The following is a 12,730-nucleotide window of genomic DNA, read 5'->3' as shown; positions in this document are numbered from 1 at the left end:
GCGCGGCGGTACCCATGCCGGACGACTGCCCTGTCTTTGCATGTGGCGCCGGCGCGCGGCCGAGGTCTCAGGGGCTGGGCTCGTCGCGGCACGAACGCGCCTCGATCGCGGAGGTGCTCGGCTTGTAGCTGCTGATCCAGCCCGGATTCTGTTCGGGGAGCAGCGGCAGCGACGTCTCGATGTCCTTGATCCAGGGGCTGCTGCCCACGTGCTTCTTCAACCAGGCCTCGAGCACCTGGCAGTCCGTGCGGTGTCCCTTGGGCAGCCCGATCCCCCAGTGTTGCGGTGCCCCTATGGTCAGGTCGGGGACGACGCGCAGACTGTCCGCGGCGTGCTGGCGGGCGAAGCCGTAAAGGATGGCCTGGTCCGTGGACGTGGCGAAGACCTGTCCGTTGACGAGCGCGTCGATGCAGTCGGAGGCGTCGTCGAGGATCAGCGGCTCGGTGCCCGTGGTGTCCTTGATGTCGTCCAGCGTCTCCTCGGACGTCGTGCCCTCCCAGGAGCAGACCCGCTTGCCCCAGAGGTCGGCCATCGTCGCCACGTCGGAGCCTTGGGGGCCGACGAGAAAGCCCTGACGGGTGGTGAGATACGGACCCACGAAATCGACCTCCTTCATCCGGTCCGGAGTGATCGAGAAGGAGGCGATCGTCATGTCCGCCTTTTTGTCCGTCAGTTGGGCGATCCGGTCTCCGGACGACACGTCGACGGGCTCGCTGAACGCGACGTCCAGCTCCTCCTTGACGTGCTCGAACAGGAGATTGTCCAGGCCCGACCTGTCGTAGTTCTTCGACAAGGAGATGCCCGGCAGGTCGTTGTGCATCGCGACCGTGACTCTGTTGACGCCGAGGAACAGAGGGTCGGGCTCCTCGGCGGAGCAGCCGGACGCGGTAGTGAGCGTGGCCAGTGCCACGGCGATGCCGAGCACGGGTCGCAGGGCGAGGACCGTGCCGCGCCAGGATTCCGATGTGCGGGACACGGTGCCCCTTTCAGTCGGGTGTCAGTCGTACAGGGCAACATCCGCCACCGAGACCCGCATCCGGCAGCCTGCGTCGGTTGCCATGGTGACCAGGGCGACGATCTCGCCCTGGAGGCCGCCCAGCGGGAACTCGACGGCCTGGCCGCTCCTCACGCCCTCGACGCGGGTGTTCTCGTTGCCCGGCAGTTGGGCGGAGTAACTGGTCTCCGGGGTGCAGGACTGCGAGCCGGGCAACGCGTCCGTGATCGTGAGCGTCAGACGCAGGTGCGACCGTTCGGCGGGGCTGTCCACGGTGAGGCGCAACTTGGAGCCGTCCGTCGCCGTGCCGGGGGAGATACGGGTCCGCCCGGTGACGTCGATCTCGCCGTGGTCCGCGAGGTTGTCCATGCCCACCGTCCCGGCGAATGCGCAGAGCACCGCCGTCGCGGACATGAGCATCCGCCGGCGCAGCCCCCTGTTTCCGCCGGAGGGCGTGACCAGCCGTATCAGCGCCAGAGTGACCGCCGTGCCGATGGCCAGGTGGACCCACAGGAACTGGCGCACCGGTCCGTCCGGCGCCGAGATCAGGTCGGTGGACCCCAGCGTCACGACCAGGAGGAACGGCGGCCAGTTCCAGCCGCTCCAGCGTTTCGCCTTGTCCGCCAACTCGACGACGTCACCCACGAAGACGCTGAGGAACAGCTTGCCGACCTTCCCGATCAGCGTGCCCTCACCTGTGATGCGGACGTCGTCTCCGGGGCGCGCCTCGTTCAACCGCCGTCCCCGTCGGTGGACCGGGAGTTGATGTGGAAGGTCGCGGTGTCGAGTTTGCCGATCGTAGGGGAGCCGTCGCCGTACGACGTCACCTGGATCCTGTCGGCGGAGTGGTACGCGCGGTGCGCCAGCTTGATGTGTGTACGCAGTGCGGCGGCGCTCAGGTCCTCACCCTCGGCCATCCATTCACCGATCGCGACCGCCAGGATCTCCCGCTCGTCGGCCGACAACTGCTCGATGGCGTCGAGCGCGGCCGTGTCCTCGGCGGACGCGGGAGCGCCTTCCGACCGCCTGCGCAACACTGTGCCCAGCAGCACCTGCCCACGCTCCACCGCGCTGTCCGCCAGCCTGGTCTGCGCGGACTGGACGACGGCGCCGGCGAAGGAGGCCGCGGCGCTGCTGATGAACGGGGCGATGACAGCCGTGGCCGCCAGTAACTCCGACATGTGTTCTCCCCTCCAGGATCACGGCAAACTCTACTCAACACGGTGTGAAGAGGGGATGACTTCCCGTAACCGCGACAGGAGTTGATGTCGGACCAGGTGGTGAGGCCGGCGCTCACGGGCCTGCCCACGTGCGGAAGGGTCCGACCGCATGGGTCGGGCCCTTCCGCCGCCGTGCGCGTCACACGGTGTTCCCCGCGATCTCCGCCTGTTCGCGTGCGTTTCCGTACGCCGACGGCGTGCTGTACGAACGGCGTGCCACGAACCACCACACGGTGGCGAACACCAGCACGGCGGCGGTCGTCGAGCCGGGCGCCTCGAACACCCGGTCCGCGTCGGCGAATTGGAGTGAGCCCCACAGTGCGTGCGCCACGTGGCTCATGTCGGGCAGCGTGCGGGCCGGTGGTGAGGTGGAATGCGACACGGTCGTGTTCACAGGTGACTGGATTCCCGACCACGAACTCGCGTGGCGCGGCGGCCTTGCCCTCGACCCCGGTACGCGCGGCCCCGCCGGCGACCCCGCCTTCCGACGGCGGCGCCCGGCGTCTTCGCGACGACGGTCCACCACTCTCGCGTGACGACCGCGGCCGACGGTCCACCACCCTCACCCGTCCGGCCCAGCAACGCAGCAGCTCGCGGTCCCGGCGGGCCGAGAGTGGAAGTCGTCGCCCAACGTCACCGCAACGGGAGAACCCATGACCCCCCTGAACCGACGTGACCTCGGTCTGCTCGTCCTCCGCGTCGGCACCGGCGCCGTCCTCATGGCCCACGGCACGCAGAAGCTCTTCGGCTGGTTCGGCGGCGGCGGCCTGGAGGGGACCGCCAAGGGAATGGAGTCGATGGGCTTCCACCCGCCCAAGGGGAGCGCCGCCGCCGCGGGCCTCACGGAAGCGGGCGGCGGAGCGCTGCTCGCGCTGGGCCTCGCCACCCCCGCCGCCGGTGCCGCGGTCACCGGCAACATGGCGGGCGCCGTGGCCGTGCACGCGCCCGCCGGCTTCTTCGCCCAGTCGGGCGGCTATGAGTATCCGGCGTTCCTCGGCTTCACGGCGGCCGCGATCGGCGTCATGGGCCCCGGCCGCTGCTCCCTCGACCACGCCACCGGGCACCGCTTCGACCAGCCGTGGGTGCTCGCAGCCGCGTTCGCCGTCAGCGCTGCGGCCGCGGCGGCTGTGGTCGGAAGGCGGTCCAAGGGCCAGATCGGTGCGGACGTGGACCCGAGGGACGCCGAGGAGGACCAGGGGGGCGAGGCGTTGGAGGAGTAGCCCGCAGTCGTACCGGAGGTGCGGTCCCTCGAGTGAATCGCGGCGAGGTCCCGCGAGGGTCTGGATTGAAGCTCTGAACAGTGATTCACTTGTTGCATGGCCTACCGTAAGACACCCGCCGTGCAGAGCCGTCTGGACGCGGCCAGGGAGCACCTGGTCCAGCAGGCCACCTCGGTCGTTGCCGAAGCCGGCTGGGCCAACGCCTCCGTGACGGCCGTGGCGGCCGCCGCCGGAATGTCGGTCGGCTCGGTCTACCAGCACTTCCCCTCCAAGGGGGCGCTCGCCGTCGAGGTCTTCCGCCGTGCGTCCGGGCACGAGGTCGAGGTTCTCGGCGAGGTGCTCAGGGAGGGCAGCGGCGATCCGGTACGGCGGCTCGCGCTCGGGGTCGAGGTCTTCGCCCGCCGCGCCATGGAGCGCCGCGGTCTCGCCCACGCGTTGCTCGCCGCCCCCGCCGAACCGGCCGTGGGCCAGGAGCGGTTGGAGTTCCGGCGCCGCTACCGCGAGGTCTTCGCCGAAGTCATCCGCGAGGGCGTCGGCAGCGGCCGACTCCCCGAGCAGGACCCCGACGTGACCGCCGCTGCTCTGACCGGCGCGATCGGCGAGGTGTTGGTGGACCCCCTGTCCGGCCCCGCGGAGGGCGACGCCGCCGACCACCTGGTCACCGAACTGGTGGCGATGTCCCTGCGCTGCGCGGGCGCCGCGCCCCCCGCCTGACCACCCGACGACCTTGAGGACCGTGACCGCCATGACCGCGAACCCCGCCGCAACGGCGAACGCCCCCGTACCCGCCCCGGCAGCACCCGCCCCCAGCAGCAATCCCACGGCTCGCACCCACGACGTCACCAACCAGCCGCCGCCGCTGGTCGGACACGACGCCGCCGACGACGCCGTGCTGCTCGAGGGCCTGCGGCGCGAGGGCGCCGGGTGGTACACCGACGACCTGCACCGCATCGGGCGACTGGCAGGCTCCGAGCAGGTCCAGCACTGGGCCGAGGAGGCCAACCGCTGCGAGCCGGTCCTGCGGACCCACGACCGCTACGGAAACCGGATCGACGAGGTCGAATTCCACCCCTCGTACCACGCGCTCATGGATGTGGCCCTGCGCGAGGGGCTCGGCGGAGCGCCGTGGGCCGACGACCGGCCCGGCGCCCATGTCGCCCGAGCGGCGGGCTTCATGGTGTGGAGCTCGGCCGAACAGGGCCACGGCTGCCCGGTGTCCATGACCTACGCCGTCGTCCCCGCCCTGCGCTCGGCGCCCCAACTCGCGGCGGTGTACGAGCCCCTGCTGACCAGCCGGGTGTACGACCCCGGTCTGCGCGCACCCGCGAGCAAGCGCGGACTGCTCGCCGGGATGGGCATGACGGAGAAGCAGGGCGGCACCGACGTCCGCGCCAACACCACCGTCGCCGCCCCGCAGCAGGACGGCACCTGGCGGCTGCGCGGCCACAAGTGGTTCACCAGCGCCCCCATGAACGATCTCTTCCTCGTCCTCGCGCAGGCGCCGGGAGGGCTGTCCTGCTTCCTGGTTCCCCGGGTGCTGCCCGACGGCAGCCGCAACACGTTCCGCATCCAGCGGCTGAAGGACAAGCTCGGAAACCGGAGCAACGCCAGCAGCGAGCCCGAGTTCGACGACACCGTCGCCTGGCTCGTCGGCCCCGAGGGGCAGGGGGTGCGCACCATCATCGACATGGTCACCATGACCCGTCTCGACTGCATCCTGGGCTCCGCGTCCGGCATCCGTACGGCACTGGCACAGGCCGCGCACCACGTCCGGCACCGCTCGGTCTTCGGCGCCAAGCTGATCGACCAGCCCCTGATGCGCAACGTCGTCGCCGACCTGGGCATCGAGTCGGAGGCCGCGACCACCCTCGCGCTCCGGGTCGCGGGGGCGGCCGACCGGGCGCAGCGCGGTGACGCCCGGGAGCGGTCTTTCCTGCGGCTGGCGACGGCGGTCGGCAAGTACTGGGTCTGCAAGAGGCAGCCCGCGGCGGTCGCGGAAGCCCTGGAGTGCCTCGGCGGCAACGGCTACGACGAGGCCTCGGGCATGCCCCGGCTCTACCGGGAGGCGCCCCTGAACGGCATCTGGGAGGGCTCGGGGAACGTCAACGCCCTCGACGTACTGCGTGCCCTGACCCGGGAGCCGGGCTGCCTGGAGGCCTTCCGCGCGGAGGTGGAGGCCGCCGCCGGTGCGGATGCCCGACTCGACGAGGCCTGGCGGCAGTTGCAGGGCGAGCTGGTACTCACCGACGACGCGGCCCTGCGCGCACGCCGTCTGGTCGAGCGTCTGGCCCTTGTGCTGCAGGGCTCGCTGCTCGTCCGCCACGCGCCGTCCGCGATCGCGGACGCCTTCTGCGCCTCCCGCCTCGCCGGCGACCGCGGCCTGGCCTTCGGCACCCTGCCCCCGGGCCTCGACCTCGCCGCGGTCATCGACCGCGTACCGGCGGCGACGGGCTGAGCGCGGGGGGCGGGCGGTGCCGCCCCCCAGCCCACCGGCGCGGCCGCGGCTGCCCGGCGAAAAGCTGAACGAGAGCGTACCGCGCCACCTCCGCAGCGGTGTCGACGCCGGCATGTTCGTCCCTGACGCGGCGGACATACAGGTGAGGACGGTCCGTGTGCCGGTCGAGGATGTCGGGGGCGGGGACCGACCGCCACGGGCCGGGGTCGGGGCGGCGGCGTACGCCCGCACTCTCCGCGAGCGGCCCGCCCCGCCACCCCTCAGGGCGCCGTCGTCTCAGCGATGATCATGTCGGTCACCGCTTTCAGACCGCCATCGGCCAGCGCGCGCCGCTGCCGATCGGCAGGTGTGCCCTGCTGCAGCAGCCGGTGGACGAGCGAGATCACCTCACGGGTGTCGCCCGCGGCGTCCAGAGCGGGCGTGATGTACTCCATCAGCATGGCGACGACGTCACCGGCGCTGCGACGCTCACCCGTAGCGGTGATCAGATGACCGTTCAGCCCGTGCCGGGCCGCCTGCCAGTTCGCCGCCTGCACCACTTCCGGCGGACCGACGTGCAACGGCATACCGGCCTCGGTCTCGTGGATGGCCGTCGTGACCAGCGCGCGTACGATGCCGGCGAACATGACGGCCTCGTCGACCCGCAACTGCACGTCGGGACAGCGGACTTCCACGGTCGGAAAGCGGTCCGAGAGCCGGACCTGCCAGTACAGCTGTCCCGTGTCGGAGATGATCCCGCTGCCCAGGAGCGCTTCGATCCGCTCCTTGTGGTCCGCGAGGTCCCTGAAGGCGGGCGGCGGCCCGCTGACCGGCCAGCGGCCGAAGATCACGGTCCGCCAGCTGGCGAACCCGGTGTCCTGCCCGTCCCAGAACGGCGAGTTCGCGGACATGGCGACGAGCACCGGCAGCCACCCGCGCAGCCGGTTCATGACGGCCACCCCGACTTCCGGGCAGGGCACGGCCGCATGGATGTGCATCCCGTTCACCAGCTGTTCTGCGACAAGTTGCGGCGCCTGCAGCCGTATGGCGCGATAGCGTGGCTTCTCGGTCACCGGTGCCGACACCGACCCCCGCCGCGGCGGTGTCGCACACGCCGCGAGCCGGCATCCGTTCGCCTCGGCGGCAGCGCCGACCGCATGCCGCATCCGCAGCAGATGTCCGCCCGCTTCCTCCAGCTGGGCGCAGACCGGTGTGGCGACCTCCACCTGCACCTGCAGCAGCTCCGACTGCAGCTCGTCCTCGCCGATGATCGGCCCGAGACCGACCGCCGCACGCACCTGTTCCGCCAGCGGCACCGGCAGTCCGGTGTCCGCGTCGAGCAGTAGGTATTCCTCTTCCACCCCTAGGGTGACCGGCTCCATGAGGTCAGTCTCGCGGGGCGAGCGGCATGATCGGCCAAGGACACGGGTCATCGCCCGAAAGGCGTCGCCGAATGACCGTGCGGCCCGTCTTGACCGGCGCGCGGGCCGTGACTGGTGTACGAGGACCTGCGGCTCCAGCCTCCGCCCACAGCAGGGGCCACCGCGGAGCCCGCCGCGATGACCGCCCGCCACAACAGGGAGAAGCCCGTGCTGCAGCCCTGTCACCGCACGAGGACCATGTCCCTGCGGGTGTTGTTGAGGCGTCGGCCGCCGTCCTCCGTCACCGTCACGATGTCCTCGATCCGCACACCGAACCGGCCCGGCAGGTAGATGAGCCACACCAGGACGGGGCCCGGTGCGACGAGCAGTCCGGCAAGGCCCGCGTCGGCGGCGGACCGCGCCGCCCGTGCCATCCGGGCACGGTAGTCGTCGGCGACGAAGGGGGTGGTGTCGCTGGGCAATGTGGTCTCCCTGGGAGTGCGGACGCGACGTGAGCATCGCCTCGTGGAGCCAGTGGGACAAGAGGGACGCTTGTCCACGTGGATCACGCGTGATCCACGTGGACACGGCAGCTGTTCGTCCGACGGCCGAAACGGCGGTCACCCTGCGCCGTGTTCCGCGCAACGCCCCGCGCCCCGAGCCCCGCCCACCCGGCACGACGGCGCGCCGTGCGGCGTTCGCGGCCGTTGTTCCCGGGTAGGGGCGGTTACGTGAGCCATGTGAACCCCGGCGGGGAGTACTCGCGCGACAGCCGCTACATCACCACCCGGATCACCCGTGACGGAGCCGACGGCTTCCCGGTCGAGCCCGGCCGCTACCGTCTGGTGGTCAGCCGGGCCTGCCCGTGGGCGAGCCGGGCGGTGATCGTGCGGCGGCTCCTCGGGCTGGAGAAGGCGCTGCCGATGGCTGTCGCCGGTCCCACACACGACGAGCGCAGCTGGTCGTTCGACCTCGATCCCGGCGGGCGGGACCCGGTGCTCGGCATCGAGCGGGTCCAGGAGGCGTATTTCGCCCGTGATCCCGGCTACGACCGGGGCATCACGGTGCCGGTGATCGTCGACGTGCCGAGCGGCAAGGTCGTGACCAACGACTTCGCGCGGATCACGATCGACATGTCGCTGGAGTGGGCGCCGCACCACCGTGAGGGGGCGCCGGAGCTCTACCCGCCCGCGCTTCGGCCCGAGATCGACGCGATCAACGAGGTGGTCTACAAGGACGTCAACAACGGGGTGTACCGGGCGGGGTTCGCCGGGTCGCAGGAGTCGTACGCCGCGGCGTACCAGCGCCTGTTCGCCCGGCTCGACCGGCTTTCCGAGCGACTGGAGGGGTCCCGCTACCTTGTCGGCGACACGATCACCGAGGCGGACGTGCGGCTGTTCACCACCCTCGTGCGCTTCGACGCCGTCTACCACAACCACTTCAAGTGCAACCGGCAGAAGCTTTCCGAGATGCCGGTGCTGTGGGCGTACGCGCGAGATCTGTTCCAGACGCCCGGCTTCGGCGACACGGTGGACTTCGAGCACATCAAGGAGCACTACTACGTGGTGCACCGCGACATCAATCCGACCGGGATCGTGCCGGGCGGCCCGGATCTGTCCAACTGGCTCAAGCCGCACGGCCGGGCGGCGCTCGGCGGTCGGCCGTTCGGCGACGGCACGCCGCCGGGGCCGGTCCCGCCCGAGGAGGAGGTACCGGCCGCCCACAGGCCGCAGGCCACCTGAGCGGGCGGCCTGCCCCCAAGCCCGTGAACGCCGTCCTGGACTCACCCGGCCCGCCTCGGAAGCGGTGGCCCCTTTCCGGCCGCCCGGTCACCACCCGGGGGTGCTCAGGGGTGCATACGGGCGCCCTTGAGCACCTTGTCGGCCGCGTTGCGAGGTCCGTACACAGCGAGACCCACCACATCCAACTGATCCTTCGGCACTGCCCGCACCGCCGCGCGATTGTCCCGGTCGTTGCCGGTGGAGAAGAGGTCGGAGGTGAACACCGCCCGGGGGAGCGAGCGGGACAGGGAGCGGCCGTGCGCGGCGGTCAGTGTCTCCTTCGTCCCCTCGAAGACCATGACCGGCTGGCGGAACATGGGCAGATACGGGGTGCCGTCGGCGTCGGCGTACGGTTCGCCGATTACTTCAGGGAGCTGTGAGCCGAGGCCGCTGACCAGGAACGCGGTCACGTTCAGCCGCTGCCAGGTCTCCAGGTCGTCGCGGAGCAGCACGGCGATCTTGGTGTCGAACCGTACAGGGGTGGTTTCGCTCATCGTCATGCTCCGAGACTGCCAACCGCCTCATGACACATTCTTGTACGTTCTTGGCATGGTGGTACGGCAAGAGGTTTCCGCGTGGCGCCCGCAGATCCCGGGCGTCGTGGAGGTCTTTCACGCCCATTTCACCGAGCACGCGTACCCAATGCACGTCCACGACGTGTGGACCCTGCTGATCGTCGACGACGGCGCGGTCCGCTACGACCTGAACCGGCGCGAGCACGGGACCCCGCACGACACCGTGTCCTTGCTTCCCCCGCAGGTACCGCACAACGGCTCGTCGGCCACCTCGCAGGGCTTCCGCAAGCGGGTGCTCTACCTGGACCTCACCCAGCTGGACGAGAGCTTCATCGGCCCGGCCGTGGACGAGCCCGACATGACCGACCCCCTGCTCCGCCGACGAGTGGGGCAGCTGCACGCGGCCTTGTCCCGCAGGGGCGACGAACTGGAAGCGGAGAGCCGTCTCGCTCTGGTCGGGGAAAGGCTGCGCAACCGCCTGCGGCCTGGGCTCGCCGCCGGCGCGCCAGAGGCCGGCCTCGGTGTGGCCCACAGCCTGCGGGAGCTGCTCGACGAACGGTTGCTCCGCGGCGTGAGGCTGGACGATGCGGCGAAGCTGGTGCATGCCCACCCCACGCACCTGGTGCGGGCATTCACCGCCGCTTTCGGTATCGCCCCGCACCAGTACCTGACGGCCCGCAGGATCGACCGTGCCCGACGGCTCCTCCTCGACGGCCGGCCTCCCGCAGAGGTCGCGGCCGCGACCGGCTTCTACGACCAGTCGCATCTGACCCGGCACTTCAAGCGGGTCGTGGGCATCACGCCCGGGCGCTACGCCTCCGGGGTCCCTGCCCCGGTGCCGGGAGCCAGGGCGAAGCCCTCGGCGTAGGAAGGCCCGCCGGACACGGCCCGGTCGCGGTCCGCGGCGATGGCTTCCTACGTCGTGGTCCTGGGCTCGCCCCGCCGTGCAGCAGGGACACGCCGCTCGCGTCACCCTGACGAGGACGCGATCCGACGGAGATCGTCGGTCACGGTGTTCAGCCAGTGCTCCAGGTCGACGTCGGCCACCGTGCCCGCTCCCGGGGGCAGCCGCACCGGGGCCAGGGCCGCCGGCGGCTGATCACCACCCGACTTGCTCAGCGTGCCGGTGCGCCGCATCGCGGCCGCGACACGCCCGGCTGCGGCGTGCGCCCACTCGGCCGCCGGGTCGTCGGCCCCGTGCGCCGACCGGTCGAAACGCGGCAGCCAGTGTGCCCCGATCAGCACGTGGTGTGCAGCGACGAGCACGATGTGCCAGTCCCTGGGGGAGCCTTCGGTGTTTCCGGGTTCGCTGCGGTACTGCGCGAACGCGGCCTCCGCGAGGTGCAACCGGTGCGTGGCCAGACCGGTCGCCTCAGCCGGGACCTGCGTCGGCCGGTCGGCGAGCACCGCGGAGACCGTGGCCGGGACGAGGGGCGCGGTGCCCCGTAGCAGCGCGGCCATACTGCGGCGCACCTCGCGCCGTGCGCCGGCCGGCCAGGCGAGCAGACCGCACAGCAGGCCGATCATGCTGCCAGTCAGCACGTCCAGCATCCGCACCTCCGCGATCTGCCAGGAGGCGGGGGCGAGTTGGGCGAACGCGGAGGACACCACGAGGGTGAACAGTCCTTGCGCCCAGGCGATCCCGCACAGCGGCCCGAGCGAGAACGCGGCCAGCATCGCGGGCGCAAGCACCACCGCGTACGTGCGGGGATCGTGGCCGACGGCGTAGAGCAGTGCCCCGGCGGCGAGTGCACCGAGGAGCGTGCCGATGAGGGCCGCGCGGACCGCGGTCCATGTGGCGCCCGCCGTCGTACGGCCCAGGGTCAGCACGGCGAGCAGTACCCAGAAGCCGTGCGACAGATCGAGCGAGCCGGCGACCAGGCGCGCGGCGCCGAGACCGACCGCGATACGGACGGCGTTCTGGAAGGCGACGGACCGCAGGGTCGTGTTGCCCGCCAGTCGGCGCGCCCACAGCCGGACCGTGGGGGCTTCGGCGTACCAGAAGAGCTCGCGAGGCGGGATCGGCGGCGTGCGTTTCCCGTCGACGCCGACCGCCGCGGCCACCTGCGCGATCCGTGCCGAACCGGCGATCGCCATCACCTCCGACTGGGCGCGCAGCACCGATCTCGGCACCGTCGGCGCCGTGGCCGCTGCTCGTACCCGGTCCGCCTGGAAGTCGAGGATCGCTTCCTCGAGCGACATGCCGGTGCGGGCCGCGTGGCGCGAGTGCAATGACGCCGCCGTGTCCGCGCAGACCCCCGCGACCAGCCGCAGCAAGCAGGCCGACGCCGCGTCGACGCCTGAGCGGGGCCGACCCGGCGGATTCTCCGCCAGGTCGGCCAACTGGTTGAGCAGCCGCCTCGTGGCGGTCCCCCCCTGTGCGAAGCCGCGATGGGAGCGGCCGGCGCCGTAGGGGCGTTCCACGGGGGGCAGCTGCGAAGGGCGCAGCGCGACGCCCAGGGCGCGCAGCCGGTCGGCCGCCGCGGGACCGAGCCGTCCGTCGGCTGCGTCTGCGGCGGCGGACGACGCGGCGGACAGCGCGTCGGCGAGCCGCGACCGGTACGACGCGGCAGCCGCGGACGGCATGAGGAAGCGTTCGCACAGCGCGAGCAGCAACGTGCCGATGGTCAGACCGACGATCCGCTGCCAGAGCATTTCCGGGGCGTACGGCGGGAAGCACGCCAGGATGTAGAACAGCTGCAGCCCCGGCGCCACCCCCGCCGGCCGCGGCCCGCCGACGCCTGCGAACGCGAGGACAAAACCCACGACGAGCATGCCGAGCACAGCGGTGGCGGTGCTCACCGCCAGAGCTGTCCCGAGGCCGGTGAGGACGATTCCCACGGGCAGCGCTTGCAGGACGACCGCGGCGCGCTGCCTCCCCGAGCCGGTCATGGGGGAGAGAACGCCGAGCGCCACCGGCGCGAACAGCGCGTACAGGGCCATCGCGCGCTGGTCGAACACGTAGACCAGCGGATAGAAGCCGGCCGACGCGGCGAGCGTCACGCGCGCCGCATGCCGCAGGGTCTCCGCGCGCTCCGGCCCTGCCTGTCCTGCCGGCATGAGCGCACTCCTCTCCGCCGGAGACCGGCCGAACCGGCGTCGCCCCGACGCGTGACGACGGCGGATGTGTATCCCTTCCCCCATTCTCGGGACGCTGCCCGCGCGCGCATCGCGACACCGCCGGGTGGCCTCCGGGCGCGCTGTG

Annotated in this window: 13 protein-coding genes; 5 read left to right on the top strand and 8 right to left on the bottom strand. The window is 71.6% G+C overall.

Going from position 1 to position 12,730, the window contains the following annotated elements:
• Positions 1 to 67 precede the first annotated feature (67 nt).
• The 4 genes from ACZ4SA_RS08950 to ACZ4SA_RS08935 all read right to left on the bottom strand — a co-directional run bounded on the left by ACZ4SA_RS08950 (position 68) and on the right by ACZ4SA_RS08935 (position 2,554).
• Positions 68 to 976 carry a transporter substrate-binding domain-containing protein gene (locus ACZ4SA_RS08950; RefSeq protein ID WP_468271342.1) on the bottom strand — a complete coding sequence of 303 codons (909 nt, stop codon included), beginning with the start codon at positions 974 to 976 and terminating at the stop codon, positions 68 to 70.
• Between the two features lie 21 nt (positions 977 to 997).
• Positions 998 to 1,729 carry a hypothetical protein gene (locus ACZ4SA_RS08945; protein WP_468271340.1) on the bottom strand — a complete coding sequence of 244 codons (732 nt, stop codon included), beginning with the start codon at positions 1,727 to 1,729 and terminating at the stop codon, positions 998 to 1,000.
• Positions 1,726 to 2,175, bottom strand: a complete 450-nt coding sequence (locus ACZ4SA_RS08940) for a hypothetical protein (RefSeq protein ID WP_468271339.1) — start codon at positions 2,173 to 2,175, stop codon at positions 1,726 to 1,728. Before ACZ4SA_RS08940 ends, ACZ4SA_RS08945 begins: the two co-directional genes overlap by 4 nt.
• A 178-nt stretch (positions 2,176 to 2,353) precedes the next feature.
• On the bottom strand, positions 2,354 to 2,554 hold the full coding sequence (locus ACZ4SA_RS08935; RefSeq protein ID WP_468271874.1) for a hypothetical protein: 201 nt from the start codon (positions 2,552 to 2,554) through the stop codon (positions 2,354 to 2,356).
• 313 nt (positions 2,555 to 2,867) lie between these two features.
• Here ACZ4SA_RS08935 and ACZ4SA_RS08930 point away from each other — a divergent pair, with 313 nt between their 5' ends.
• From ACZ4SA_RS08930 to ACZ4SA_RS08920, 3 genes are all read left to right on the top strand, one after another.
• Positions 2,868 to 3,434, top strand: a complete 567-nt coding sequence (locus ACZ4SA_RS08930) for a DoxX family protein (RefSeq protein WP_468271337.1) — start codon at positions 2,868 to 2,870, stop codon at positions 3,432 to 3,434.
• 96 nt (positions 3,435 to 3,530) lie between these two features.
• On the top strand, positions 3,531 to 4,148 hold the full coding sequence (locus tag ACZ4SA_RS08925; RefSeq protein WP_468271335.1) for a TetR/AcrR family transcriptional regulator: 618 nt from the start codon (positions 3,531 to 3,533) through the stop codon (positions 4,146 to 4,148).
• A gap of 31 nt (positions 4,149 to 4,179) precedes the next feature.
• On the top strand, positions 4,180 to 5,889 hold the full coding sequence (locus tag ACZ4SA_RS08920) for an acyl-CoA dehydrogenase family protein (protein ID WP_468271333.1): 1,710 nt from the start codon (positions 4,180 to 4,182) through the stop codon (positions 5,887 to 5,889).
• Between the two features lie 260 nt (positions 5,890 to 6,149).
• Here ACZ4SA_RS08920 and ACZ4SA_RS08915 read toward each other — a convergent pair whose 3' ends face one another.
• Entirely contained in the window at positions 6,150 to 7,250 is a 1,101-nt protein-coding gene (locus tag ACZ4SA_RS08915) for a carboxylate-amine ligase (protein WP_468271331.1), read from the bottom strand.
• A 221-nt stretch (positions 7,251 to 7,471) separates the two neighbouring features.
• Positions 7,472 to 7,711, bottom strand: a complete 240-nt coding sequence (locus ACZ4SA_RS08910; RefSeq protein WP_468271872.1) for a hypothetical protein — start codon at positions 7,709 to 7,711, stop codon at positions 7,472 to 7,474.
• A 258-nt stretch (positions 7,712 to 7,969) separates the two neighbouring features.
• On the opposite strand from ACZ4SA_RS08910, the gene ACZ4SA_RS08905 reads away from it, so the two are divergent.
• Positions 7,970 to 8,971 (top strand): glutathione S-transferase family protein, encoded by a 1,002-nt coding sequence (locus ACZ4SA_RS08905; protein WP_468271848.1) that lies wholly within the window; start codon positions 7,970 to 7,972, stop codon positions 8,969 to 8,971.
• Between the two features lie 104 nt (positions 8,972 to 9,075).
• On the opposite strand, the gene ACZ4SA_RS08900 is transcribed toward ACZ4SA_RS08905, so the two are convergent.
• Positions 9,076 to 9,504, bottom strand: a complete 429-nt coding sequence (locus tag ACZ4SA_RS08900; RefSeq protein ID WP_468271845.1) for a DUF2000 family protein — start codon at positions 9,502 to 9,504, stop codon at positions 9,076 to 9,078.
• A 55-nt stretch (positions 9,505 to 9,559) separates the two neighbouring features.
• On the opposite strand from ACZ4SA_RS08900, the gene ACZ4SA_RS08895 reads away from it, so the two are divergent.
• Positions 9,560 to 10,393 (top strand): helix-turn-helix transcriptional regulator, encoded by an 834-nt coding sequence (locus ACZ4SA_RS08895; protein WP_468271329.1) that lies wholly within the window; start codon positions 9,560 to 9,562, stop codon positions 10,391 to 10,393.
• A gap of 101 nt (positions 10,394 to 10,494) precedes the next feature.
• On the opposite strand, the gene ACZ4SA_RS08890 is transcribed toward ACZ4SA_RS08895, so the two are convergent.
• Positions 10,495 to 12,585, bottom strand: a complete 2,091-nt coding sequence (locus ACZ4SA_RS08890) for an FUSC family protein (RefSeq protein WP_468271328.1) — start codon at positions 12,583 to 12,585, stop codon at positions 10,495 to 10,497.
• Positions 12,586 to 12,730 lie beyond the last annotated feature (145 nt).

This window comes from Streptomyces sp. NPDC027962 (genome assembly GCF_055566095.1).
This window is presented reverse-complemented; position numbering and strand designations above follow the sequence as displayed.